Consider the following 24652-nt stretch of genomic DNA (forward strand, 5'->3'; position numbering starts at 1 on the left):
AGGCTACGACGTCACTGACGGCGTGCCAATAGCTCGCCTGGGGCGTCGTACCAGCATTGCACAGGAGACAAGAGCGGCGAGGACACCGAAAAGCGGGCACAGCCACACCGGCAGCACCCCGATCGCCAGCGAGCCCAGCCCGAACCCCGAAGACTGCACGGTGAAAGCCAGTGAGAACCCCTCCGCGCGACGGCGTTCGGGCAGTAGTTTCTGCAGGTTGACCGACGAGACGGCCATCAGCGGGCCGGTGCAGAGCCCGATCAGCGCGACCCCACCGAGCAGCCCGGCCCAGCCGATGCCCATCGACACCACGATCCCGCCGAGCACGAATCCGGCCAGGAACAGCCGGGGATCGCCGACCTTCCCGCGTGCCGCGTACAGCGCGCTCCCGGTGAGGCTGGCGGCACACAGCACGACGATGACGATCGCCGTCGTCGAATCGGGGGCGCCGAGGCGCTGGACGAGCGGCAACAAGCCGACCTCGATGGTCGACAGCAGCAAGCCGACGGTGAACAACCCCATCAGCCAGGGAACACAGGCGGCGACCGGGATCGGCTGATGCTCAGCAGTCCTTTGTGGACCGAAAACGACGGCACGCCTCGGCACCAGCAGGGCCGCGAGCAGGGCGACGACGGCCATCGCGAGCACCGGGACGGCCGGGCCGGACGTCGCCAGGAGCGCCACGAGCAGCGGTCCGCCGACGATGACGCCTTCGAGGATCATCGCGTCGACGGAGACGGCCCGTGGCAGTTCCTCTTCGGTCACCGTTCCGGCGAGCAGCGTCCGGAAGCCGCCGTTCAGCCCGCCCGCGGCCAGGCCGGGCGGGATCGCCAGCGCGAGCAGCACCAGGTCCGGAGCACCGGTGGAAGCGACGGCGGCCAGCACGAACAGGCCAAGAGCGACCAGCGGGAGCATCACGACGAGTCCTCGCGCGGGTCCGACGCGGTCGAGCAGCCGTCCGATCGGCACGGCGCCGACCATCTCGGCGCCGACGAACACGGCCATCATGACGCCACCGAGCCGGTACGAACCGGTCGTCGCGGTGGTCAGCACGGTGAAGGCCAGCGGCGCCATCATCGCGGGCAGCCGGTTCAGCTGTACCCCCGCCGACCAGCGCCAATACCCGGAATTGCGAAGCAAGGTCATGTCGGAAAGCCTGCCGAACGCATCGGGGCAGGAACACTGATTAGCGTATAGCCTAATCAGATGATCGAGCTGGTCCTGACCGCCGGGAGCGCCAACCGCGTCCGCTTCGGCATCTCCCCGCTCGACGAGACCATGGGCGCGATGCAGACCCTCCTCGGCCGCCGGGGGCACCCGAGTCATCTGCCGTGGCTGCGCGAGGCCGCCGCGAAGGTGCCGGATCTGCCCATCGCAGACTTCGCCGAGGTGATGGGCGCGCGGCACTACATCACCGACTTCCTCAGTCCTCCGCCGAGTGGACCGGAGACCACCGCGTCCGCCCAGTTCGCCGAGATCCGCCGGACCCCACCGGGCCAAGTCGCCCATGAACTGTCCAAAGTGGACGCCGACCTGAGTGGACTGCCCGAAGACCCCGCCGAGGCGAGGGAACTACTGGCCGACCAGATGGAGATCGCCTGGACCGAACTGGTCGAGCCGCACTGGCCGCGTATGCGCCGCTTCCTCGTCGCCGATATCGAAGAGCGCTCACGACGCCTGGCCGCCGGCGGCATCGCACTGGTACTGGAGGACATCCACCCGCGGGTGCGGCTCGTCGACGACGTCCTGGTCATCGAGATGAAGGAACGCAGCCGGGTCCACCTCGACCGTCGCGGCCTGCTGCTGATTCCCGGCGTCTTCGCGTGGCCCTCGGTCGGGGTGATCACGATGGAACCGTGGCAGCCGTCGCTGCTCTACCCGGCCCGCGGTGTCGCCGAACTCTGGTCCGACCCCGAACGCCCGTCCGGCGCGCTCGCCGGGGTGCTCGGACGCACCAAGGCCACCCTGCTCACGACACTCAACGAACCCGCGAGCACCACCGAGCTGGCGCGCAGGCTGGGCTTCTCGGCGCCGACGATCTCCGCGCATGTGACCGCGATGCGCGCGGCGGGCCTGCTCGAAACGCGGCGGCGCGGCCGCGAAGTGCGCTATCTGCGCACCGAACTTGGCGACTCCCTGCTCCGGGCATAGGCTGGAAATGACCTACCGCGAAGGAGAACCCTGATGCGTATTGTCCATTTTGGACACGCTTGCACCCTTCTGGAGACGGAGGGCGCGCGAATCCTGATCGACCCCGGCGCCTTCTCGGTGGGTTTCGAAGGTGAGCGGGAGCTGCACGCCATCCTGATCACCCATCAGCATTTCGACCACCTCGACGCGGACAGGCTGCCCGCGCTGCTGGAGGCGAACCCCGGCGCCCAACTGATCGTCGACCCGGGTTCCGCCGAGGCCGTGCGGAAGATCGGCGCCGAGTTCCAGATCGCGAACCCCGGCGACGCCTTCGGTATCGGCTCCAGCGGCGTCAACGTCGTCGGCGGCGAGCACGCGGTGATCCACGAGGACATCCCCGCGATCCCCAACGTCGGCTACGTCGTCGACCACGGCGCGTTCTACCACCCTGGCGACTCGTTCTTCGTGCCGGAGCAGCAGATCGACGTCCTCGGCCTGCCCACCGGCGCCCCGTGGCTCAAGGCGGGCGAAGCCGTCGACTACCTGCGAGCGGTGTCGCCGCGCCTCGCCGTCCCGATCCACGAAGCCGTCCTCGCGCGGCCGCAGATGCACTACGGCCTGTTCGCGAACCTCGCCCCGGAAGGCACCGAGGTCAAGGTCCTCGACGTCGGGGAGCCCGTTGAATTTTGATCAACCAGGCGAAGCCTGTCCGTTGAGGGCGGAGGTGGGGCGGGGTCCGGGTATAGCCGCTGCCCGCAGCGAGCCGTAGGTGGTCCCGAAGGCGCGGTTCTCCAGCGAGACGTCGACGGCGTCGAGGAACGCCTGCCGCAACCCAGGCCTGGCGAGGTCCGCGGCGTCGATGCCGAGCCGCACGAGCCCGCCACGGCGTGCGGCCCTGGCGGCGGCCAGCACCAGCGCGAAGCACCGGACGGTCTCCGTCCGCTGCGAAGGCCCGCTGAACTCCTGGACCCGCGAGCGCCGGACCTGGCCGGTCACCAGGTCCCGCACCGAGACCAGGTCCGCGCACAGCGCGAACCCGTGCTCGCGCAGGGCCTGCACGGTGCCCTCCGACGCGATCCAGCGCGGCGGCGCGAACCCGTCGACGGCCATGCCGTTGGCGTCGAGCGCCGCCTTCGCCGCGATCAGCCGCAGCCGCGCCTCGTGCGCGGGAAGAGCGGCGAATTCGGCGCGTTTGCCCAGGTAGACGGCGCGGTGAGTGGGGGTGATCCGATGGTCGTAACCATGGAGGAGGACGGAGTCGCCGCGAATGCGGCGCGCCCGTACCCACTCGGTCACCGGGCCCTCGCCGGTGCGGGCGGCGTAGAGCACGGACAACGGGACCTCGCGCCGGTCGAGTTCGGCCGCGAGGTCGGCACAGCGGTGCAACGTCCGGGTGGTCACGCCGGACAGGGAAACCAGCAAACGTGCGTCCACGATGACCAGTGGGCCAGACCGGCCTTGCGACGGACTGACGACGGAGTGAACGCCGCTGGTCAGGCGGGCCAATCCTCCAGCGAGCAGCCGGTGATGCGTTCGTACGCGTCGATGTACCTCGCCCTGGTGGCGGCGACGATCTCATCGGGCAGCGGCGGTGGCTCCGGTCTCTCGAGCCGGTGCCAGCCGGACAACGGGCTGGTGAGCCAGTCCCGCAGCGGCTGCTTGTCGAACGACGGCCGCGGGCTGCCGGCCGGGTAACCGCTCGCCGGCCAGTAGCGGGACGAATCCGGGGTGAGGACCTCGTCGGCGAGGACGAGGTTCCCGCCGGAGTCGACGCCGAATTCGAGCTTGGTGTCCGCGAGCAGGAGGCCGCGTTCCGCGGCGAGTTCCGCACCTCGGCGATACACCGCCAGCGTCGCCTCTCGGACTTCCTCGGCCCGCTTGCGACCGAGCTGCCCGACGACGTCGGAGAAGTCGATGTTCTCGTCGTGCGAACCGCGATCGGCCTTGGTGGCTGGAGTGAAGATGGGTTCGGGGAGCCTGGAGGACTCGGTCAGGCCGGGGGGAAGTTCGACGCCGCAGACCGTGCCACGCGCGCGATAATCGGCGAGGCCGGTCCCGGTGAGATAGCCGCGGGCGACGGCTTCGAGCGGCAGCATCGACAGCCGCCGCACCAGCAGCGCCCGGCCGCGGACCTCGGCGGGGATGCGTTCGTCGTCGTAGGAGACCAAATGGTTCGGGAGGACATCGGAGAGTCGGGAGAACCAGAACACGCTCATCGCGGTGAGCACCCGCCCCTTGTCGGGGATGGGCGTGGTGAAGATGACGTCGTAGGCGGAGATCCGGTCCGAAGTGACGAGCAGCAGATGCTCGTCATCGACGGCGTAAAGCTCACGGACCTTGCCGGCGGCGATCTTCGGGTATTCGAGCGTCGTCACGGCTGCACCCTAGCGATCAAGGATGATGGCTGATCATGCCGATCCACTGCGTCTCGTTCACGACCGACTACGGACTGTGCGACGGTTTCGTGGCCGCTTGCCATGGTGTGATCGCGCGGATCGCGCCGTCCGTCCGGCTGATCGACGTGAGCCACCAGATCCCTCCACAGCAGGTCAGGACCGGCGCCGAGGTGCTGGCGCAGACCGTGCCGTATCTGCCGGAGGCCGTCCATCTCGCCGTCGTCGACCCGGGCGTCGGCACGTCGCGGCGCGGGGTCGTGGTGGTCACCGAACGCGGAATCCTCGTCGGCCCGGACAACGGACTCCTCATTCCCGCCGCCGAAACACTCAGCGGGGTGATAGCCGCGTACGAACTCACGGCCCCGGAATACCGCCTTCCGGTGACGTCGTCGACGTTCCACGGACGCGACGTCTTCGCTCCGGCGGCGGCGCATCTCGCGCTCGGAGTCCCGCCTGAACGGCTCGGAGCGCCCGCCGACGACCTCGTGCGGCTGCCGGATCCGTTCGTCGCGGTGTTCCCCGGCAAGCTCGTGGCCGAAGTGCTCACGGTCGACCACTTCGGCAACGTGCAGCTGTCCGCGAGCCCGGCGGACCTCGAACTAGCCGGGCTGTCCGGCACGGTCTCGGTCAGCAGCGAGCACGTGTTGGTGAAGGCTCGGGTCGGCGACACCTTCGGCACGGTGCCGCCGGGAGAGAACGTGCTCTACACCGATTCGTCGGGACGGCTCGCGGTCGCGGTGAACGGCGGCTCGGCCGCGTCGGTGCTGCGGCTCGGACCCGCCCAGGAGTGCACGATCACCTCGTCGCCGACGGCCGGCTGACCCGGCCCGGTCACCGCCATCTTGATCCCGAACGAGACCCCGCCCTCGGGCTCGCGGCGGTAGTCCGCGAGCGACCGGATCGGCTCCGGACCGGCCTTCTTGCCGGTCTCCTGATCGACCATCGGCACCGTGCAGCGGATGCAGACCTTGGCGTAACCCAGCTCCAGGCCGCCGACGGTGAGCGAACGGACGTCGTCCTCCCGGTGCGCCTGGAGCCAGCCCGAGACGACGATATTGGGCCGGAAGCGGTCCATCGGCACGGCCTCGGCGCCCCTGGACGCGATCCGCTCGTTCAGAACGTCCAAAGAGGACTCGGAAGTGAGCAGGATCGCGTGCGCGTCGGCGAACGCGGCGGTGCCGGGGATCTCGCCGTCGGTGACGCGCTCGTGCTCCGGCGCGAGCCCGACGAACACCGACGGCAGGCCGAGGACGTCGGAAAACCACTCGGCGGCCTCGTCACCCTGGTGGACGCCCCTGCCCTGCCAGGTGAACGTCGACGCCGGCCGCCGCGGCCCGTCCGAGACCGTCTCGACCAGCAGGTCCTCGACGCCGGGAGCGGCCAGCCGCAGGCAGGCGCCCCCGTCCAGCACCTCGGCCCGGATCGAAGCCATCACCGGATGCTTCCGCTGGCTGCGGAACTCACCCTCCGGCGACACGACCATCCAGGAACGGTCGAACTTCAGGCCCGCGGGGGTGACGTCGGCCGTTTCGACCGACGTCCCCGCGCAACCTTTGACCGGGTAATAGACCAGCTTCGCCACTCTCGCCATGGCCGCAGATTAGCGAGTCGCCCGCGTCAGAGCACCTGGGACAGGAAGCGCTGCAACCGCTCGCTCTGCGGAGCGTCGAAGATCGCCTCTGGAGCGTCATGTTCGACGATCTTCCCGTCGTCCATGAACGCGACCTCGTCCGCGACGCCACGCGCGAAACCCATCTCGTGGGTGACCACGAGCAGTGTCAGTCCGCGCTCCGCGAGGCCGGCCATCAGGTTGAGGACGCCCTTGACCAGCTCAGGGTCGAGGGCGCTGGTGGCCTCGTCGAACAACATGACCTCGGGTTCCATCGCGAGCGCCCGCGCGATCGCCACCCGCTGCTGCTGCCCGCCCGAGAGTGCGCTCGGCCGGTACGGGGCCTTGACGGCGAGGCCGACCTCGGCGAGGCGGGCGTGCGCGATCTCGGCCGCTTCCGCCTTGCCGAGCTTGCGCACGCTGCGCAGCGGCAGCGTGATGTTGTCCAGCACACTGCGGTGACCGAACAGGTTGAAATGCTGGAACACCATCCCGACCCGCTGGCGCAGCGCGTCCGGGTCGGAGGAGATGACGCTCTCGCCACCCAGCAGCAGATCACCCGAGTCGGGCTCCTGCAGGCGGTTCACGCAGCGGAGCAGCGTCGACTTGCCGGAGCCGGACGGCCCGATGATGCAGGTCGTGCGGCCCTTCTCGACTTTGAGGTTCACTCCCTTCAGCACCTCGAGGGTGCCGAAGGAGACGTGGATGTCGCGGAGTTCGACGCTCGACGAACGCACGGCTGTGGTCATGACATCGGCACCTTTCCGGCGTTCAGGAGTTCGAGGTCGCCACCGTCCTCATCAGCGCGGACCTTTCTGCCGGTGCGCAGCTTCTTGTCGATGTAGTTGACCAAATGGGTCAGCGGAACGGTGATCACGAGGTAAAGGAACCCGGCCGCCACCAGCGGTGACAGGTTCCCGGTGTTGGCGGCGAGATCCTGCCCGATCCGGAACAGGTCGCGCTGCTCGGCGAGGAAACCGAGGAAGTACACCAGGCTGGAGTCCTTGATCAGCGCGATGAACTGGTTCACCAGCGCGGGCAGTACCCGCCGCACGCCCTGCGGGATGACGACGAGCGCCATCGCCTTGGGGTAGCTCATGCCCAGCGCGCGACTGGCCTCCAGCTGTCCTTTTTCGACACTCTGGATACCGGCGCGGAAGATCTCGCCGATGTACGCGGCCGCGATCAGGCTGAGCGCCAGAATGCCCAGCGGGTAGGTGTTCCTTGCCAGCGACGGGATGAGGATCCCGCCGCCCTGCCCGATCACCAGGATGGTCAGGATCGCGGGCAGACCGCGGAAGATGTCGGTGTACACGCGGGCGGGCCAGCGCAGCCATGCCTTGCTGGACAAGCCCATCGTCGCCAGCAGCATGCCGAGCACGGTGCCGATCAGCGCCGAGAACACCGACATGATCAGTGTGTTCAGCAGCCCGGTCTTGAGCAGGTCCGGGAAGACTTCCCAGATGTAGTCCCAGTTCAGGAAGGTGGTGAAGAAGTCGTTCACTTATCGCTGCCCGGCCTTGAAGTCGGCGGGCACCGGCGCGTTCGGTTCGAACCGCTGGTGCACCTTTTCCCAGGTCCCGTCGGCGATGACCGCCTTGAGACCCGCGTTGATCTTGCCAACGAGTTCGGTGTCGCCCTTCTTCACCGCGAACCCGTGCGGGATGGTCGTGGTGATCGTCTTGACCACCTTGAGCTTCGCGTCCGGATTCTTCGCCGCGTAGTCCTCGGCGGTCGCCTGGTCGAAGATCGCGCCGTCGACGGCGCCGGACTTCAGCGCGGCCAGCGTGGCGGCGTCCTGCGGGAACTTCACGGCCTGCGCGGTGGGCGCGTTCGAGGCCAGCCAGCTGTCCGACACGGTCCCCTGGACCACGCCGATCCGCTTGCCCGCCAAAGAGTTCTCGTCGGTGATGCCGACGCCTTCGCGGGTCTCGATGCCGAGCGACTGGTAGTTGTACGGCGCCGAGAAGTCGACGGTCTTGCGGCGTTCGTCGGTCTGGGAGATCCCCGAGCTGCCGATGTCGAACTTGCCGGTGGCGACCTGGCCCAGCAGCGCCGAGAACTCCGTGGAGACGAACTCGAGTTTCAGGTTCTGGTTCGCGGCGATGGCCTTCAGCAACTCGTTGTCGAACCCGGTGAACACGCCGTTTTCCTGATAGGCGTTGGGTTTCGAGTCACTGAGGGTACCGACGCGCAAGGTGCGCGCTCCGGCTTCCTCACCGCCGCCGCACGCCGCCAGCACCGCCAGGAGAGCGGCACCGACGACAGCGGCGAATGACTTCTTCATCGTGATCCTCACGCCTTGAACTGGGCAGGCACGGGTGCCGTCGGCAGGAACTTCTCGTGCAGCTTGACCCAGGTGCCGTCGGCGATGACCTGCTTCAGGCCGTCGTCGATCTTGGTGAGCAGCTCGGCGTTGCCCTTCTTCACCGCGAAGCCGTGGGGCACGTCGGTGGTGAAGGACTTCACGACCTTGAGTTTCTGGTCGGTGCTGTCCTTGACGTTCGTCTCGGCGATCGCCTGGTCGAGGACGTAGGCGTCGACGGCGCCGCTCTTGAGCGCGGCCAGCGCCGGGGCGTAACCCGGGAAACGCACGGCTTGCGCGTCGGGCACGGTCGCGGAAAGCCACTTGTCGCCGACGGTCGCCTGGATGACCGCGACCCGCTTGCCGGACAACGCCTTCTCCTCGGTGATCGGCGAGCCGTCCTTGGTCTGGATGCTCATCACTTCGAAGTTGTACGGGCTGGAGAAGTCGACGTTCTTCTTGCGCTCGTCGGTCTGCGCGATGGCCGACGAACCGATGTCGAACTGGTTGTTCGCGACCTGGCCCAGCAGCGACGAGAAGTCGGTCGAGGCGAACTCGAGCTTCAGGTTCTGCTTGGCGGCGATGGCCTTCAGCAGTTCGTTGTCGAAGCCGGTGTAGTTGCCGTTCTCGACGTAGATGTTCGGCGGCGCGTCGCTCAGGGTGCCGACGCGGAAGGTCTTGTCGGCGGCGGCGTCCCCGCCACCGCAGGCGGCGAGCACGGCCACGAGACCGGCCGCGAATGTCGCGATCAGGCTTTTCTTCATGGTGTTCAGACCCCCGGGTTCTGGACGGGCAGGCCGGGGCCGCCCTGCTCGAGTTCCTTCGGCAGCGGCTCGTTCTTGAAGAACCGATCGTGCAGGCGGGCGACGGTGCCGTCCGCCACGGCCTTCGCGAGACCGTCGTTGAGCTTCTTCAGCAGGTCCTTGTTGTCCTTGCGGACGGCGAACGCGGACGGCGTGTCCTTGGTCTCGACGGTGTAGCCGAACTCCAGCGGCACGTCCGGGTTCTGGTCGAGGTACTTGTGCCCGATGTCCTTCGGCACGACCCAGCCGTCGAGACCGCCGGCCTTCAGCTGCGCGAACCCGGCGTTGTAGTCGGGGAAGCGGACGACGTTGGCGCCGGGGACCTTGCCGGTGGCGAAATCGTCCTGCACCGACGCCTGCACGACGCCGAGCCGCTTGCCGCCGAAGGAGGCGACGTCCTTGAGGTTCGCGCCCTTCTTGGTGACGATCGTGGTGAACCCGGTGGAGTAGCCGTTGCTGAACGCGACGGTCTTCTTGCGGGCCTCGGTGGTGGAGATCGTGGAGCTGCCGATGTCGAACTTGCTGGTGGCGACGGCGGCGAGCAGGCCGGCGAACTCGGTGCCGACGAACTCGACCTCGAAGCCCTCACGCTTCGCGATGTCGCGGAGCAATTCGTTGTCGTAGCCGGTGAAGGTGCCGTTCTCCAGGTAGATGGACGGCGGCGCGTCGGTCAGGGTGCCGACACGCAGCTTCTGGCCGCTCGCGGTGTCACCGGAGCCGCAGGCCGCGAGGGCGAGGGTGGCCGCTCCCGCCGTGACGACGGCGACGATTTTCTCCCAGGTGGATCTCATCGCTTCTTCCGTGGGTTCTTTGGCGCCAAGGCGCGATACAAACACGCCAGGCCGCCTCATGGGCGGCCTGGCGCTCCGGGTTCAGCGATCGAGATTAGGCATTTCGCCCGATCGAGTAACTTCGTCTCACTCTGTGAACGCTCTGCGGTGGGGCTGCTCACACGCGGCTGAAGGGGACTTTGCCCTCATCTCACGCGGCCAAGGACGCTTTCCTCACATCGCATGCGGGTAAAGCGTCCTTCAGAGAATCGGGGCCGGTGAGTAGACGGCGGCCTCCGGGAAACGCTCGAGAATCGCCTCGACACGCGACACGATCGCGGCCACCTGACGCGGTGCGACACCGGTGAACGAGATCCGGTCGGCGAGGAGTTTGTCCAGCTCACCGCGGTCGAGCGGGATGCGCTCGTCGGCGGCGAGACGGTCGAGGAGGTCGTTCTCCGCGAGCCCCTGCTCCCGCATCGCGAGCGCGACGCCGACGGCGTTCTCCTTGATCGCCTCGTGAGCGGTTTCGCGCCCGACCCCCGCCCTGACCGAGGCCATGAGCACCTTGGTGGTCGCGAGGAACGGCAGATAGCGATCGAGCTCACGTCCGATGACCGCCGGGAAGGCGCCGAACTCGGCCAACACCGTGAGGAAGGTCTCCAGCAGCCCGTCCAGCGCGAAGAACGCGTCGGGCAGCGCGACGCGGCGGACGACCGAGTCGGAGACGTCGCCTTCGTTCCACTGGTCGCCGGAAAGCTCGCCGATCATCGACAGGTAACCGCGCAGCACCACGGCGAGCCCGTTGACCCGCTCGCACGAACGCGTGTTCATCTTGTGCGGCATGGCCGACGAGCCGACCTGGCCGGGCTTGAAGCCCTCGGTGACCAGCTCGTGGCCTGCCATCAGGCGGATCGTCTTCGCGAGGCTCGACGGCGCCGCGGCCAGCTGGACCACCGCGGACAGCACGTCGAAGTCGAGCGACCGCGGGTACACCTGGCCGACGCTGGTGAAGACCCGCTCGAAGCCGAGGTGGGTCGCGACCCGTGACTCCAGTTCGTCCAAAGTGGACTCGTCGCCGAGCAGGTCGAGCATGTCCTGTGCGGTGCCGACCGGGCCCTTGATGCCACGCAGCGGGTAACGGCCGATCAGCTCGTCGAGCCGCTCGAACGCGACGAGCAGTTCGTCGGCGGCGGTGGCGAACCGCTTGCCCAGCGTCGTCGCCTGCGCGGCGACGTTGTGCGAGCGGCCAGCCATCACCGTGTCGGAGTGTTCGACCGCGATCGAGGCGAGCCGGGCGAGCACCGCGCCGACCCGGCCCCGGACCAGTTCCAGCGAGCGCCGCACCTGCAGCTGCTCGACGTTCTCGGTGAGGTCGCGTGACGTCATGCCCTTGTGCACGTGCTCGTGCCCGGCGAGCGCGTTGAACTCCTCGATCCGGGCCTTCACGTCGTGGCGGGTGACCCGCTCGCGCGCGGCGATCGAGTCGAGGTCGACCTGCTCCAGCACGCGCTCGTAGTCCGCAACGACTCCGTCCGGCACCTCGACGCCCAAGTCGGCCTGTGCCCGGAGCACGGCGAGCCAGAGCTCTCGCTCCAGCACGACCTTGCGTTCCGGGGACCACAGTTCGACCAGCTCAGGCGAGGCGTAGCGGCCGGCGAGCACGTTGGGGATGCGGGGCTTGTCCGTCACGCGGCCAGACTAACCGGCCGGGATCGGCCCGCTGCTCGCGGCTGAACGCCCTCCCCGCAATTCGTCCTCTAGTTGCGGTAGTTCGTGTCGCCAACTACCGCAACTAGAGGACGAATTGCGGGGGATGTCAGGCGAGGGCGGCCTGGAGCATGCGTGCGGCGGCGGCCCGTGGCTCCGGGTCGACCTCGATCAGCGCGTTGACCACGGCGCCGTCGACCAGGGCGACCAGCCGCTCCAGTTCGGTGGCGTCCACCGGGGTGCCGGAGCGCGCGAAGATCTCGTGGAGCAGTTCGTACAGCTGCGCGGACAACGTCCGCATCAGGGGCCGAAGGTACGGACGGCGACCTGTCCCGACGAGACGTTCGTAGCGAAGGAGAACCGCTTCGGCGTCAGCCTCGCGATCGGGGCGAAGCGGGCCGAGGAGCATGTCCAGCACCAGGTCGACGGTGGCCTCGACACCGCGGTTGCGGGTCGCCAGCTCGTCGAGCCGCCGCCGTCCGATTTCGAGTTCCTGATTCGAGTGGTGTTCCACGGCGGCGGTGACGAGCTCTTCGAGCGAGTCGAAGTAGTACGTCGTCGAGGCCAGCGGCAATCCCGCGCGTTCGGCGACCGCACGATGACGCACGGCGTCGAACCCGCCTTCGGCCAGCAGCGACGCGGCGGCATCGATGAGCTCGGCGCGCCTTCGCTCACCCTTCGGCGTTGTCGCTGCGACAGTCATGACGGGCTATTTTGCCAGGCGCGGTCAGTACCGGGCCGCGAGGACGGCGACGAACCTGTCGACGTCGGACTTGGGGAAGGCGGGCCTGCCCGAACCGTCGCCGAGGCTCACCACGACCACCAGCGATCCCTTGGCCGTGGTCCGCCGCGCACTGGACGCGCCGGTGGGGGTCGCCGGAACGGACGCGCCCTCCGGGAAGACCGCGGCGGAAACCGTGCCGCCCGGCACCTGGAACCCCGCGGACCTGGCTCCCGTCGTACAGATGTCGCCGGGCGTCGACTTGGCGACATCCACGGGGACCGGGAGCTCGCCAGCGAGGGCGGTGGCGAGCTCCCGATCCACCTGGTCGCACCCGTAGGTGCCTTCGGCCGTCATCTGGCCGGTCTTCTCTGGACCGCCGCCCCCCTGCTGAGGCGGCGGGTTCGAGAAGTTCGAGGACTCCCCGCTGTCTAGGGGACGTGCGGAGGCCGCCCCGGGTTGCCCCGGGGAAGCGGCCTCGCTGTCGGATTTGGCAGCACTGCCCAGCTGGGGTTCGCTTCCGCCGAGCACGCCGAACATGCCCGCTCCGGCCAGGACCAAAACCAGCGCGCTACAGGCCACGGCGATACCGTTGCGGCGTCGCGCGGTGGCGCGTCGAGAGGCGCGGACGACGTCGCCGGTGTCGAAGCTCGACGACGGCGCATCACCGGGGGCGTCACGGAACAACGCCTTAAGGTCATTCTCGTCCATCCCGTGCCACCTCCTCCTTCTCCATGACCTGCCTGAGGTTCGCCAGTCCGCGCGCAGTCTGGCTCTTCACGTTCCCTTCGCTGCAGCCGAGTGCCTTCGCCGCCGCACCGACGTCCAGCCCTTCGAAGAACCGGAGCACCAGCACGGCCCGCTGTTTCGGGGGCACTTCGCGCAACGCGGCCAGCAGGTCTTCCCTGGTGACGACCTGTTCGCCGAGGTCGAAGCCGTCCTGCGGCGGTTCGGGCAGCTCTTCGGTCTGCCACTCCCGCCGCCACGGCCGCCTCGACTCGTCGATGGCCGCCCTGACCAGCGTCTTCCGCAGATAGGCGTCGGTCGCCGCCCGTTCCCTGATCTTCTTCCACCTCCGGTGCAGCGCGACGAACGCCGTCTGCGCGAGGTCGTCCGCGCGATGCCAGTCACCGCAGAGCATGTACGCGGTCCTGCGCACGGAGTCCCGCTTCGCGGCGAAGTACTCCGCGAACTCTTGTTCGTCGCGCTGGTTCACGCGGTTGTTGTCTCCGCTCTTGCCTCGTCGGTGGGTAGGACGGAACCGGGGGCGTCCACGGTTGCATGAGCGGGCGTGGCGGACCAGCCGGGAGGAGGTTCGTGGCGGGCCGGACGATGTGATGTGATCGTACCGTGACCTCGACGATCGATTTCCGCTCCGACACCGTGACCCGGCCGGACGACGTCATGCGCCAGGCCATGGCGAAAGCCGAGGTCGGCGACAACGTCCTCGACGGCGATCCCACCGTCGGCGCCCTGGAACAGCGCGCCGCGAAACTCCTGGGCATGCCCGCCGCGCTCTGGACGCCGACCGGGACCATGGCGAACCTGATCGCGCTGAGCAGCCATCTCCGGCGCGGCGACCGGTTCCTCGCTCCGCGCGGCTCGCACGTGATCACCGACGAACTCGGCTCCGCCGCCTGGCTCGCCGGCGGCATGCCGGATCCGCTGGAGCACGACGCCGGACCAGGGCGGCCGACGCCGGAAACGCTTTCGGCCGCGATCGGCCTCCCGCGCGGGCCGTACTACGCGATGCGCACCCCGCTGCTGTGCCTGGAGAACACGCACAACACGGCGGGCGGGGCGATCACTCCGCCCGACGAACACGCCCAGCTGGTCGCGGTGGCGAAAGAGGCGGGGCTGACCGTGCACCTCGACGGTGCCCGGATCTGGCACGCGGCGGTCGCGCTGGGAATCCCGCCCGCGGCCCTCACCGTCGGCGTCGACACCGTTTCGGCTTGCTTCTCCAAGGGCCTCGGCGCGCCCGTCGGCTCGGTTGTGGCAGGCAGCCCGGAGTTCGTCGAAGAGGCGCGGCGGATGCGCCAGATGCTCGGCGGCGGCGTCCGCCAGGCCGGCGTGCTGGCCGCGGCCTGCCTGGTCGCGCTGGACCGCATCGGCGATCTGGCCGAGACCCACGAGAACGCGACACGGCTCGCGGCCGGGTTCGCCGAGCACGGCTGGGAGGTCAACACACCCGAGACCAACATCGTGCAGGTCACCGCACCCGACCTGGTAGGCCGGTCGGCGTGGCTGGCGGGGCACGGGATCCGGACGCTGCCCAGCTCGGGCCGGATCCGGTTCGTGGTGCACCGCGACCTGTCGGCGGCCGACATCGAAGAAACCCTTCACCGCGTCAAGACCGGGGGCTGACACATGAACTGGATCGTCTTCGACTACGGCGACGTCATCAGCGAGCACACCGACGCGCTGCCGACCCTGGCCAAGGCCTTCGACCTCGAACTCACCGACTTCGAACCGCACTACTGGGCCGAACGGGTCCGGTACGACTCGGGTGGCTCGGATCTCGAGTACTGGCAGAGCGTCGGCCGCGCGCTGAACGTTCCCGTCGACAAAGCCTTCGCCGACGAACTGACCCGCATCGACGTCACCGGCTGGACGCACCTGGAACCGGCGGTGATCGAGCTGCTGGAGGGGCTGCACGAGGCGGGCGCCGCGCTCGCGCTGCTCTCCAACGCGTCGTCGACCTTCGGGCGCTGGGTCCGCGAGCAGGAATGGGCGCGCCTGTTCCGCGTAAAGCTCTTTTCCGGCGATCTCGGCTGCATGAAACCCGACGCGAAGATCTACCGGATCCTGCTCGACGAACTCGGCGCCGAACCGGCGGACTGCCTGTTCTTCGACGACCGTCAGTCCAATGTAGACGGTGCGCGGGCGGTGGGAATGAAGGCGGAGCGCTGGCTCGGCGTGGAAACCGTGGAAGCGGCACTCGGCTGACCGGGCGGAGATGGTCACCCTGACCGCTCATCCGCTCACCCGCGGTGAATCGGATGTCCTAAGCTGGCTTCGTCCCGAACCGAATTGTCCACGGTAGGTGCCCATGCCAGGTCAAGCCGACCGGCGTCCGTTCGTGCCCGTCGATTTCGACCGGCCGAGTATCGCGCGGGTCTTCGACGCGCTCATGGGCGGCCAGGACAACTACGAGGCCGACAGGGTGGTGCTGCGCCAAATCCTGGAACTCGCGCCGGAAGCGCAGGTCATGGCCAAGGAGGTCCGGCACTGGCTGATCCGGACCGTGCGCTATCTGACCGATCGGGCGGACATCGATCAGTTCCTCGACCTCGGCTCCGGCTTCCCGACCGTGGACAACACGCACCAGATCGCGCAGCGGTACAACCCCGAGGCGCGGGTCGTCTACGTCGACCACGATCCGGTGGTACAGGCACACGGCCGCGCGCTGCTCGCGGCGAACGACTTCGCGCATATGGCCGGTGCCGACCTGGCCGAACCGGCCAAGGTCGTCGAGGAACTCGCGAGCACCCACCGGCTTGACTTCGACCGGCCCGTCGGACTGATCCTGTGCTCGATCATCCACCACATCCAGGACCTCGACGAGGCGCGGGAAATCGTCCGTGCCTACGTCGACGCGCTGGCCCCGGGCTCGTTCGTCGCGTTGCTGCACCAGCACAACCCTGCCGACGGCTCCGAAGCGGCCGACGTCGCGACGTCACTCGAGAAGCGCTTCAGCGGCACCAGGCTCGACACGCTGTACCGCACACGCGAGGAGATCGAGTCGCTCTTCGAGGGACTCGATCTCCTCGAACCCGGGCTGACCTACCCGCACCTGTGGTGGCCGGACGGCCCGCGCTTCACCCCGCTTTCGCCCGTGAACTACACGTCGCTCGGCGGGGTGGCGCGTAAGCCTTAGCCCCTTAGCGAAGCTGCTTCGGGGTGCGCTTGCCCTTGATGGCGCCATACGCGGCCGTGCCGAGGAAGACCGCACCGCCGATGATGGCGATCCAAAAGACGGCCTTCACGAGGAAGCCGAGCACGGACCCGAGCACCATGAAGGCCACCCAAGCCACAATCAGCCCGCCGACGATCTTCCAGAACATGGCATCCTCCGATTGCCTCACCGTGCCCGAGCGGGCCTGGTGAGTTCAGGTTGTCAGGCTGAGCTCGTAATTGCTTTCGTTCTGCCTAACGTTCAGGGTGAATTCCGGGTTCCCCCTGACCGGTGAGCCAGCCGCCGAGCCGCCGGATCCCCTCGTCGATGTCTTCGCGCGAACCCGCGAAGGAGAACCGCACGAACCTGCCGCCGTCGACCGGGTCGAAGTCGATACCGGGCGCGATCGCGACACCGGTGTCGGCGAGGAGGCGCTGGCACCAGCTGAGGCTGTCGTTCGTGTACGCGGAGACGTCGGCGTAGGCATAGAAGGCACCGTCGGCCGGCGCGAGCTTGTCGATGCCGATGCGTTGGAGACCGGCAAAGAGCGCGTCGCGGTTGGCGCGGTAGCGCTCGACGTGGCCGTCAGCCTCCGCGTACGACTCCTGGGTGAACGCGGCGATCGCGGCGTGCTGGGAGACCGCGGGCGGGCAGATGGTGAAGTTGCCGGTCAGGACGTCGATCGCGCGGTGCAGCCGCGGGGGCGCGAGCATCCAGCCGAGCCGCCAGCCGGTCATGGCGAAGTACTTGGAGAACGAACCGAGGACGAGCGCCTCGTTCCCGTACCGCCAGGCACAGTCGAGTCCGGCGCCGTAGGAGATCCCGTGGTAGATCTCGTCGCTGATCAACTGCACGCCGCGTGACGCACACCAGCCGCTGATCGCGGCGAGTTCACCCGGTGGCAGGACGGTGCCGGTGGGATTGCTGGGGCTGGCCACGATGAGTCCCTTGATCGGCCCCAGTGCGTCGAGCAGTGCGACGGTCGGCTGGAAGTTCGTCTCGGGTCCGGTGGCGAACTCGACGACCTCGCAACCGAGCACTTTCAGCAGGTTGCGGTAGGCCGGGTAACCCGGTCGTGCCATCGCGACGCGGTCACCCGCCTCGAAAGCGCTGAGGAACGAGAGCAGGAAGCCACCGGAGGAGCCAGTCGTCATGATGACGTCCCGCGCGCTCACGTCGACGGAGTACGTGCGGTGGTAGTGCGCCGCGACGGCCTCGCGCAGTTCGAGGATGCCGAGTTGCTCGGTGTAGCCGAGGTGATGGTCCTTCAGCGCCCGCTCGGCGGCTTCGAGCACCGGCCTCGGCGCCGGAGCTGACGGCTGCCCCGCGACCAGCGGGACCAGATCGCCATGACTGCGCTGCCGTGCCTGCGCGGCCGAAAGGACGTCCATGACGTGGAACGGCGGGACGTCGGAACGTGCGGCTGGGCCAGGAAAGGACATGGAGTGAGGCTAACCCGCCTTCGCCAGGAGAACCGCGTAGCCGTCGAGGAGACGCTGGAGGCCGAACTCGAAGAGTGTGTCGAGGTCGTAGTCGAACGGTGCGCGCGAGGCGACGGCAGCGAAGTTCGGAAAACGGCCCTCGGAGACCAGGTCCCAGAGGATCGGCTCGTTCTCGGCGAGCCAGGCGTCGGCCGTGACCGCGGTTCCGGATTCGTTCTCGGCCTCGGCCTCGAAGTTGAGGGCGATACCGCGGACGTGGTTGAAGATCGTGATGTGCGCGTACATGATCGTCGACGACGGGAGGCCGTGGCCGTCGAGGGCGCGGGTGGCCCAGTCCGCGTGGCGCAGCAGGTTCGGCAGCGGTTGCGGGCGAGTGATCGAGAGTGCCTGCGCGAGCCAAGGGTGCCGCCGGAACAAGGCCCATTGAGCCCTGGCCATCAGCTCCAGTTGCGCCCGCCAGCCGGGTGGCGGTTCGGGCGGGAAGCGGATCTCGCCGAGCGCGACGTCCGCCATCTCGAGGATCAGCTCTTCTTTCGCGGCGATATGGCGATAAAGCGCCATCGTCGCGACACCGAGCCCGGACGCGATGCGGCGCATGGACAACGCGCGGATGCCCTCGGCGTCGGCGATCCGGATCGCCGCCTTCACCACTCGCTCGCGTGACAGCTCCGCCTCGGTCCTCGGCGCGGCTTTCCGGGTGCGGCCCGCGACGACCGTTCCGGCGCCGGGTTTGGCGCTGACCAGGCCCTCTCGCTTGAGGGTGGCGAGCACCTTCGTCGCGGTCGCCATCGCGACACCCCACTCGGCGATGATCCGGCGCGTCGACGGGACCTTGTCCCCTTCGCGCAGCTCACCGGCGACGATCCGGCGGCGGATCTCGGCGGCGATCCGCAGGTAGGGCGGATCGGTCATGGTCGACTCCTTGCCCTAGTGCGCTTCGCTGCCGTTTTTCGCTTCCTGCGGCTAGCTGCACTAGTACGCCTCAGATTTTCTGCCGCTTTTCCTGGGGCTCCACCGAAGCGGTCATACGTTGTACGCAGTGCTTCAAAACAGCGTACACAGGGGAGTTCACATGCAGAAGGTGCTGATTTCGGGCGCGGGGATCGCCGGGACGACACTGGCCTACTGGCTGCGGCGACACGGTTTCGCGCCGACCGTCGTCGAGCGGGCGCCTGCACCACGCGCCGGCGGGCACGCCGTCGACATCCGCGGTACGGCACTCGGCGTCATCGACCGGATGGGGGTACTCGGGCGTCTTCGGGAGCTGAGCACGGACATGCGCGGGATGTCGTTCGTGAACGGGGCCGGGAAGACCCTGGTGAAGGTCACCGACCACACGCTGACCGGCGGACTCACCGACAGCGACGACATCGAGATCCTGCGAGACGACCTCACGGACACGCTGGCGTCGGTCGCGCAGGAGGGTGTCGAGTACGTCTACGGCGACTGGGTCAGCGGGATCACGCAGCAGGCCGACGGTGTCCGGGTCACCTTCGCCCACGGCGAGGCGCGGAACTTCGCTCTCGTGATCGGCGCGGACGGGCAGCACTCGGCCGTGCGTTCGCTGGTTTTCGGGGCTGAGAAACAGTTTTCACATCACCTGGACACCTATCTGGCGGTGTTCACCGTGCCGAACTTCCTCGATCTGGACCGCTGGCAGACCTTCCACATGACGCCGGGGAAAATGGCAGGCCTGTACAGCGCGCGGAAGAACACGGAGGCTCGGGCGATACTCGGCTTCCAATCGCCGGAACTCGATTTCGACCGTCATGACCCTGAGCAGCAACGAAAGCTCATCACCGACCGGTTCCTCGGCCAGGGCTGGGAAGTATCGCGGCTGGTCCGGGAAATGGAGTCGAGCGAACTGTACTTCGATTCGATGACCCAGATCCGGATGGACCGGTTCAGCGAAGGACGGGTCACGCTGGTCGGAGACGCGGGCTACGGCCCTTCGCCACTTTCAGGACAGGGCACCAGTTTGGCGCTCGTCGGGGCATACGTGCTGGCCGGTTCGCTAGCCGTCCATCAAGATCACCGCGCGGCTTTTTCCTCTTACGAAAGGGAAATTAGGCCTTTTGTGCTTCAGAACCAGGCACTGGCTTCGCTGAACCAACGGAAGCAGACCCGGTTCGCACAGTGGAAGCAGATCCAGTCGATGCGGACGCTGCCCTATCTGCCGTTCCGCTCGCGGGTGATGAAAGCGGCGATGCGGCCGTTGACGGAGGCGTCGAACGCGTTGGTACTGAAGGATTACTGAGCGGCTCGGGAGTGGTCGTTTCGCGTGACTGGTTGGACGGCATATGTGATCAGCCGGACGACACGCGTGACGGGATGGACGACACGCCACGCGGCCGGGCTCTCCAGCGAGACGTCCCTCTGGACACGCGTGTCGTCCATCCCATCCCGCGAGTTGACCCGCCAGTCACGTGAGACCGCCACCGGGCGCACCGCAGTAGTTACCTAACACCCTTGGCCCTGACCGTCCTTACCACTCACGAGCGACGGGCAAGCGCTAGTAACCCTGGTACCCGCCACCACCGGCCATGGACTTCAGACCCGGGTGCCCCTCGAACCCGCCGTACCGCGAGAACGTGTACCGCACGCCCGCGATGATGTTGTCGATCGGGTTGTAGATGTCGTCGTGCCCGGGAAGCTTGTGCGCGTTGAAGGTCGGGTCGATGCACTGCATCAGTCCCTTGGACGGAGTGCCCTTCGCCGCGTTGGAGTCCCAGTTGTTGATGGCGTTGGGGTTACCGCCGGACTCCTTCTCGATGATCGTCCAGATCTTGTTGATGTCGGCTTCGGTCACCGGGATACCGGCCGCCTGCAGGATCTTGATGGCTTCCTGGATCCACTGCTGGACGTTGCCCGGCGGCGTCGTCGACGGTGGACCGCCACTCGACCCGAGGCCGCCGCCCCCACCGCCACCGCCGCCACCGCCGCCTCCTCCACCGCCTCCGGTGTGGAGACCTCCGGTGCGCTTGGGGACGGTGCCGTCCTTGCCGGGCATCGGGACCTTGGAGTAACCGCCGCCCTCCACGTCCTTCTTCATCAGCTCTTGGGACTTTTTGATCAGTCCGTCCGCCTGGGTCAGCAGTCCACCGATGGATTCGACGGCTCCGCTCGCCGTCTTCAGGTTGGCGGCGTTGGCCGCCGTGATGATCTGGTCGGCGCTCGGGTTCGGCGGCGGCACCTTTTTGTCCGGATTCGCGGCGTCAGCGGCCTGCTGGCGAGCCGCCGCGACCTTCGGGTTCTCCGTGTCGATGCACTTCTGGATCGTGTCGTGCGCCGTCTTGTTGGCGTCTTCGATCTTGCGCTTGATATCGCTCAGCTGGACTTGAAGCTCGCCCAGGTCTTTGCTGATCTCGTCCAGGTGTCCTTTGACGCGATCCCCGGCAGAGGTGATCTGCTTCACGTAGTCGAAAAAGGCGTCAGCCGCAGGCCCTTTCCAGACGCCGCCGTTCAACGCGTCGGTCGACGATTTCAGGGAGGCGCTGTGGTCACCGGCCTGCGACGCGGCAGCATGGAATTGGTCCGCGGCCTTCTGAATGGCCTCCGGCTTGATGCCCGCGACCTGCTTCGCCTTCTCAATGACCTGCGGCCAGTTTGGCGGGAAATCAATATCGCCCACAACGCCCCCTAGCAATCAGGCCCCCCAGGGCCGTCTCACGCGTACTCACTGCTTGCCGTGCTCGTGCAGCTTGAGATTGTCGACGTGCACGGCTTCGGTCTCCTGGATCAGCCCGGCGGCCTTGCGCAGCACGAAGGCGGTCGCCTCCATCAGCTTCCCCGCGGAGTCGAATTCGTTGTGCACGCCGTCCTTGAAGGAGCCCACGGCACCGTGCACGTCACCCGAACCACCCATCGTGCCGAACGGGCTTTCCTTCTCGTCATCGACGCCGGTGACCTGCTTCTTGGACTTCTCGAACTCGTCCTTGAGCTTCTCCACCTGACCGGCGGCGATCCCCATGGAATCCGGGTCGTACACAGGCACGGTTCGTCATCCCCTTCACGGAAAACTTGTGTCCGCCCGATCAGACGCTCCGGCGATCAGGACGGTTCCCGCGCATACTGTAAGACCTCGGCAGCGGGCGGTGTGCGCTTCCACGCCGACTTCCACCCCGCCGATAAGCCTGCGACCTCCCGGACACGCTTTGTAGCTTGCATCCGGGGAGGGAAGACTTCGTGAAACCGTTGAATCCGGGTGAACCCCGGCAGGTCGGGCGCCTTGTCGCTTTGAAGCAGGCCCATCCGGGATTCGCCCACGATGAGGGCTTCCGTTCGCGATTCCGGCGGGGTGACCGTGTCGTTCAGCGCCGCGCGGGAGACGGACTTGAAATCCGTCTGTCCCCTGGCTGAAGCATTCGCCGAAGCCGTCATGTCCGGGCTTCCCAAGCCCTGCCTCAGAAGTCGGAGACTTCCCGGATCCGCGTCACCAGCAGCTGGTTGTCTGCCGGTGTGATGGTCGCCCACTCCCGCCCGTCCCGGTTCCGCGCGACCTGGAACAGGTACCGCCCCGCGTCCGTGTCGTAGAAGGCGACCACGCTGTCCGCGCGGCGAGGGCGGCCGTCGCGGCCCGCGCGTTCGACGCCGAACTGGCCGCGGGCCTCCTGGCCGAGGAGCATTCCCGCCACTTCCTGGGCCTGCCACAACGGGACGTCCAGATCCTCCAATGCGGTGACCATCGCTTTCGCGTCGCCGCGGGCGGCGGCGTCGGCGTCGCGGAGCAGGTCGTGCGGGATGCTGATCGACTGGCCGACGCCGGGGCCGAGGTCACCCGCGACCGAGACGGCGGCCTCGGCGAGGGAGCTTTCGCGGGCGGGGATCAGCCACACCTGGCCGGAGTCGATGACGCCGAGCAGCGCCTGGTTGCCGACACTGACGGCCTGGCCCTTGATCTCGCGGTCGGTCCACACCCAGACGTCGATCGCGACCCGGGGGTGCGCGAACAGGTTCAGCATGTCGACCAACTCGCCCGAGGCCTGGTACCCCCGCGCGAGGCCTCGTTCGCGCAGGGATTCCCAGGCCTCTTCGATCAGTGCCGCCCGCTCCGTGCGGGTCGTTCCGGGGCTCGGCACGTCGAGCGCGACATGGCGACGGGGCAGCCGTTCGGCTTCCCAAAGCATCTCGAACTCGAGTGCGGACAGCACCAGGCTGCCGTTTTCGTTCGACACAGGTTCAGCGCGCTTCGGAGTTGCCGTGGTCACCGATGACGTCGGGCGACACCATGCGCTCGTCGGTGAACAGGTCCTTGTCGTCGACGCCGTAGCGACGGATGTGCTCCGCGTCCTCTTCGACGTCCTGGGTGGCCGCGCGCTCCATGAACTTCGACTCGGCCTTCGGCTGCTTCGCGCCGATCTTCTCCGAGCGCCGCATGGCCTCCTCTTCGGGAAGCTCGCCGATCGGCAGCTGACGGGTCGGCTTCACACCGCCGCCTTCCGGACGGGGACGGCGGTCGCGTTCCTTGTCACCGCTCAGCGCGCCGCCCGCGGCACCGGCGCCGAGCGCGGCGGCACCGGCGCCCAGGTCGCCCGCGGCCGGGCCGGTGATCTTCGGGACGGCCGGGAAGCCGCGGCCGGACTCGTTTCCGGCGGCCAGCGGCGCCTGCGGTCCGGTGCCCACCGTGCGGCCCTTGCCCATGGCCTGGTCGCCGCCGCCGGTGCTCCCGCCGACGCCACCGAAGACGCCGGGGCCCGAGCTGGAACCGGGGCCCTTGCCGAGAGCGCCGTCGATACCGGGGCCGGTGCCGAACGACTTGCCCGCCGGCTGTGCCGACGTGGTGCTGTTGCTCGGCGGCAAGCTCCCGGTGGACTGGCCCGGCGGGACGTTCGTGGAACCCGGCGGCAGGTTCGGCGCACCCGGCGGGATGAACGGCGGAGAGCCGGGCGATCCCGTGATCGGGTACGACGGCCTGCCCGCTTCGGGCTGCGGTGCGGGCCGATTCGGTGTCACCCAGGCGCCGCCTGGAGTGGGCGCCGGCCTCGAGGTGCCGGACGGCGTGGTCGGCGCGGCGGCCGCGGGAGCCGTGGCACCGCCATGAGGCACCGAGGAGCTGGTCTTCCGGGCCGGAGCGCCACCGCCGAGTGCGACACCGTATGCCGGGGTCGGCGCGTCGTAGGACGGCGACTTCGGGTTGCTGACGGGCTGCACGACCGGCGGCACGTACTTCGACTCGACGGCGGCCGACGCGGGCCGCACGCTGCCGTCCGGGGTCAGGTCGGTGGCCGTGCCCGCGAGGTCGAGCGTGCCGGAACCGCCGCCCGCTCCGGCGGCGGTCGTGTTCTGGGTCAGGTTCATCGCCTGCGGGTCGGCCAGTGTGTCGGTCGTCAGCAGGTTCTCGCCGCTGGTCTTGGCGTAGTCGTTCAACGCCTCCTCCGCCTGCGCCCGCGCGTTGTTCGCGGCACCGACGCTCTTGGCGTGGTCGGTCTCGAACCCGATGAGGCTCAGCACGACGTCGCCGAGGGTCAAGCCGCCCGCGCCCTTCCGGACCACTTCCGGGTCAGGGAGCTTGTGCAGCGTCCGGTTGAAGGCCTCACCCTGTGCGAAGATCATTTCCGCGGAGTGCGAGACCTTCGAGTTCGCGTCCTGGGAGAAGCCCGCCTGCTCGGTGAACACCTGGCCGGCGGCGCCACCCGCCTCGCTCTGCCATTCCACGCCGAGTTTGCCCAGCTCGTCGCGCAGCGTCTTGTCGGTGTCGGCGAGTGCGGTCGCGACGGACTTCAGCGCGTCGACGGCGATGCCGATGCTGCCGGTGCCGTCACCGCTGCGGAAGCGTTCGATCTCGGTCGCGATCCCGGTGTCGGTGTAGCCCTCGAAACGAAGATCGCGGAGCCTGCCCGCGAGGTCGGAAACGTTCACGGCGCTCTCC

General features: G+C 68.2%; 27 protein-coding genes. 7 read left to right on the top strand and 20 right to left on the bottom strand.

The window, feature by feature from the left end:
- Positions 1 to 3: 3 nt before the first annotated feature.
- Positions 4 to 1146, bottom strand: coding sequence for an MFS transporter (locus tag ACM6LR_RS06625; RefSeq protein WP_414943394.1), 1143 nt, complete (start codon positions 1144 to 1146; stop codon positions 4 to 6).
- A gap of 60 nt (positions 1147 to 1206) precedes the next feature.
- Between ACM6LR_RS06625 and ACM6LR_RS06630 the strand changes: the two genes are divergently transcribed.
- Positions 1207 to 2151, top strand: coding sequence for a DUF5937 family protein (locus ACM6LR_RS06630; RefSeq protein ID WP_414943395.1), 945 nt, complete (start codon positions 1207 to 1209; stop codon positions 2149 to 2151).
- Between the two features lie 33 nt (positions 2152 to 2184).
- Positions 2185 to 2820, top strand: coding sequence for an MBL fold metallo-hydrolase (locus tag ACM6LR_RS06635; RefSeq protein ID WP_414936835.1), 636 nt, complete (start codon positions 2185 to 2187; stop codon positions 2818 to 2820).
- Here the strand turns inward: ACM6LR_RS06635 and ACM6LR_RS06640 are convergent, their stop codons facing one another.
- Positions 2821 to 3564, bottom strand: a complete 744-nt coding sequence (locus ACM6LR_RS06640) for a DUF2334 domain-containing protein (protein WP_414936834.1) — start codon at positions 3562 to 3564, stop codon at positions 2821 to 2823. It lies immediately after the preceding gene.
- A gap of 59 nt (positions 3565 to 3623) precedes the next feature.
- Complete coding sequence (locus tag ACM6LR_RS06645; protein ID WP_414936833.1) at positions 3624 to 4505, bottom strand: phosphoribosylaminoimidazolesuccinocarboxamide synthase; 882 nt, start codon at positions 4503 to 4505, stop codon at positions 3624 to 3626.
- A 35-nt stretch (positions 4506 to 4540) separates the two neighbouring features.
- Here ACM6LR_RS06645 and ACM6LR_RS06650 point away from each other — a divergent pair, with 35 nt between their 5' ends.
- On the top strand, positions 4541 to 5347 hold the full coding sequence (locus ACM6LR_RS06650; RefSeq protein ID WP_414936832.1) for an SAM hydrolase/SAM-dependent halogenase family protein: 807 nt from the start codon (positions 4541 to 4543) through the stop codon (positions 5345 to 5347).
- On the opposite strand, the gene ACM6LR_RS06655 is transcribed toward ACM6LR_RS06650, so the two are convergent.
- The 10 genes from ACM6LR_RS06655 to ACM6LR_RS06700 all read right to left on the bottom strand — a co-directional run bounded on the left by ACM6LR_RS06655 (position 5230) and on the right by ACM6LR_RS06700 (position 13660).
- On the bottom strand, positions 5230 to 6117 hold the full coding sequence (locus tag ACM6LR_RS06655) for an MOSC domain-containing protein (protein ID WP_414936831.1): 888 nt from the start codon (positions 6115 to 6117) through the stop codon (positions 5230 to 5232). The two genes, ACM6LR_RS06650 and ACM6LR_RS06655, sit on opposite strands and share 118 nt — an antisense overlap.
- Positions 6118 to 6143: 26 nt before the next feature.
- Positions 6144 to 6884 (bottom strand): amino acid ABC transporter ATP-binding protein, encoded by a 741-nt coding sequence (locus ACM6LR_RS06660; protein WP_414936830.1) that lies wholly within the window; start codon positions 6882 to 6884, stop codon positions 6144 to 6146.
- Entirely contained in the window at positions 6881 to 7639 is a 759-nt protein-coding gene (locus ACM6LR_RS06665) for an amino acid ABC transporter permease (RefSeq protein ID WP_414936829.1), read from the bottom strand. The genes ACM6LR_RS06660 and ACM6LR_RS06665 overlap by 4 nt, the downstream gene beginning before the upstream one ends.
- Positions 7640 to 8422, bottom strand: coding sequence for an ABC transporter substrate-binding protein (locus ACM6LR_RS06670; protein ID WP_414936828.1), 783 nt, complete (start codon positions 8420 to 8422; stop codon positions 7640 to 7642). It lies immediately after the preceding gene.
- Between the two features lie 8 nt (positions 8423 to 8430).
- The gene (locus tag ACM6LR_RS06675; protein ID WP_414936827.1) at positions 8431 to 9204 is read right to left on the bottom strand and encodes an ABC transporter substrate-binding protein; all 774 of its coding nucleotides are present in this window, start codon (positions 9202 to 9204) and stop codon (positions 8431 to 8433) included.
- Positions 9205 to 9209: 5 nt separating this feature from the next.
- Positions 9210 to 10034: a substrate-binding periplasmic protein gene (locus tag ACM6LR_RS06680; protein ID WP_414936826.1), complete on the bottom strand. Its 825-nt coding sequence runs from the start codon at positions 10032 to 10034 to the stop codon at positions 9210 to 9212.
- Between the two features lie 240 nt (positions 10035 to 10274).
- Positions 10275 to 11705 (bottom strand): adenylosuccinate lyase, encoded by a 1431-nt coding sequence (purB, locus tag ACM6LR_RS06685; protein WP_414936825.1) that lies wholly within the window; start codon positions 11703 to 11705, stop codon positions 10275 to 10277.
- Positions 11706 to 11832: 127 nt separating this feature from the next.
- A complete protein-coding gene (locus tag ACM6LR_RS06690; RefSeq protein WP_414936824.1) occupies positions 11833 to 12426 on the bottom strand; it encodes a TetR/AcrR family transcriptional regulator in 594 nt (197 codons plus the stop codon).
- A 24-nt stretch (positions 12427 to 12450) separates the two neighbouring features.
- On the bottom strand, positions 12451 to 13155 hold the full coding sequence (locus ACM6LR_RS06695; RefSeq protein WP_414943396.1) for a hypothetical protein: 705 nt from the start codon (positions 13153 to 13155) through the stop codon (positions 12451 to 12453).
- A complete protein-coding gene (locus tag ACM6LR_RS06700; protein WP_414943397.1) occupies positions 13142 to 13660 on the bottom strand; it encodes a SigE family RNA polymerase sigma factor in 519 nt (172 codons plus the stop codon). The genes ACM6LR_RS06695 and ACM6LR_RS06700 overlap by 14 nt, the downstream gene beginning before the upstream one ends.
- Positions 13661 to 13794: 134 nt before the next feature.
- Here ACM6LR_RS06700 and ACM6LR_RS06705 point away from each other — a divergent pair, with 134 nt between their 5' ends.
- The 3 genes from ACM6LR_RS06705 to ACM6LR_RS06715 all read left to right on the top strand — a co-directional run bounded on the left by ACM6LR_RS06705 (position 13795) and on the right by ACM6LR_RS06715 (position 16324).
- Positions 13795 to 14811, top strand: coding sequence for a threonine aldolase family protein (locus ACM6LR_RS06705; RefSeq protein ID WP_414936821.1), 1017 nt, complete (start codon positions 13795 to 13797; stop codon positions 14809 to 14811).
- Between the two features lie 3 nt (positions 14812 to 14814).
- Positions 14815 to 15393: an HAD family hydrolase gene (locus tag ACM6LR_RS06710; RefSeq protein ID WP_414936820.1), complete on the top strand. Its 579-nt coding sequence runs from the start codon at positions 14815 to 14817 to the stop codon at positions 15391 to 15393.
- A 103-nt stretch (positions 15394 to 15496) separates the two neighbouring features.
- Entirely contained in the window at positions 15497 to 16324 is an 828-nt protein-coding gene (locus ACM6LR_RS06715; RefSeq protein ID WP_414936819.1) for an SAM-dependent methyltransferase, read from the top strand.
- 4 nt (positions 16325 to 16328) lie between these two features.
- Here the strand turns inward: ACM6LR_RS06715 and ACM6LR_RS06720 are convergent, their stop codons facing one another.
- From ACM6LR_RS06720 to ACM6LR_RS06730, 3 genes are all read right to left on the bottom strand, one after another.
- Entirely contained in the window at positions 16329 to 16511 is a 183-nt protein-coding gene (locus ACM6LR_RS06720) for a hypothetical protein (RefSeq protein ID WP_414936818.1), read from the bottom strand.
- Positions 16512 to 16596: 85 nt separating this feature from the next.
- The gene (locus ACM6LR_RS06725) at positions 16597 to 17784 is read right to left on the bottom strand and encodes a pyridoxal phosphate-dependent aminotransferase (protein ID WP_414943398.1); all 1188 of its coding nucleotides are present in this window, start codon (positions 17782 to 17784) and stop codon (positions 16597 to 16599) included.
- Between the two features lie 9 nt (positions 17785 to 17793).
- Positions 17794 to 18696: a TetR/AcrR family transcriptional regulator C-terminal domain-containing protein gene (locus ACM6LR_RS06730; RefSeq protein WP_414943399.1), complete on the bottom strand. Its 903-nt coding sequence runs from the start codon at positions 18694 to 18696 to the stop codon at positions 17794 to 17796.
- Between the two features lie 160 nt (positions 18697 to 18856).
- Between ACM6LR_RS06730 and ACM6LR_RS06735 the strand changes: the two genes are divergently transcribed.
- The gene (locus tag ACM6LR_RS06735) at positions 18857 to 20041 is read left to right on the top strand and encodes an FAD-dependent monooxygenase (protein WP_414943400.1); all 1185 of its coding nucleotides are present in this window, start codon (positions 18857 to 18859) and stop codon (positions 20039 to 20041) included.
- Between the two features lie 255 nt (positions 20042 to 20296).
- Here the strand turns inward: ACM6LR_RS06735 and ACM6LR_RS06740 are convergent, their stop codons facing one another.
- The 4 genes from ACM6LR_RS06740 to ACM6LR_RS06755 form a co-directional block, all read right to left on the bottom strand.
- Positions 20297 to 21415 (bottom strand): transglycosylase SLT domain-containing protein, encoded by a 1119-nt coding sequence (locus ACM6LR_RS06740; protein WP_414936814.1) that lies wholly within the window; start codon positions 21413 to 21415, stop codon positions 20297 to 20299.
- 45 nt (positions 21416 to 21460) lie between these two features.
- Positions 21461 to 21778, bottom strand: a complete 318-nt coding sequence (locus tag ACM6LR_RS06745) for a hypothetical protein (protein WP_168214442.1) — start codon at positions 21776 to 21778, stop codon at positions 21461 to 21463.
- A 409-nt stretch (positions 21779 to 22187) separates the two neighbouring features.
- Positions 22188 to 22958, bottom strand: a complete 771-nt coding sequence (locus ACM6LR_RS06750) for an ESX secretion-associated protein EspG (RefSeq protein WP_414936812.1) — start codon at positions 22956 to 22958, stop codon at positions 22188 to 22190.
- A 4-nt stretch (positions 22959 to 22962) separates the two neighbouring features.
- Positions 22963 to 24642, bottom strand: a complete 1680-nt coding sequence (locus ACM6LR_RS06755; protein WP_414936811.1) for a hypothetical protein — start codon at positions 24640 to 24642, stop codon at positions 22963 to 22965.
- Between the last annotated feature and the right edge of the window lie 10 nt (positions 24643 to 24652).

The organism is Amycolatopsis sp. cmx-11-32, from assembly GCF_047608695.1.
Lineage (GTDB): Bacteria > Actinomycetota > Actinomycetes > Mycobacteriales > Pseudonocardiaceae > Amycolatopsis.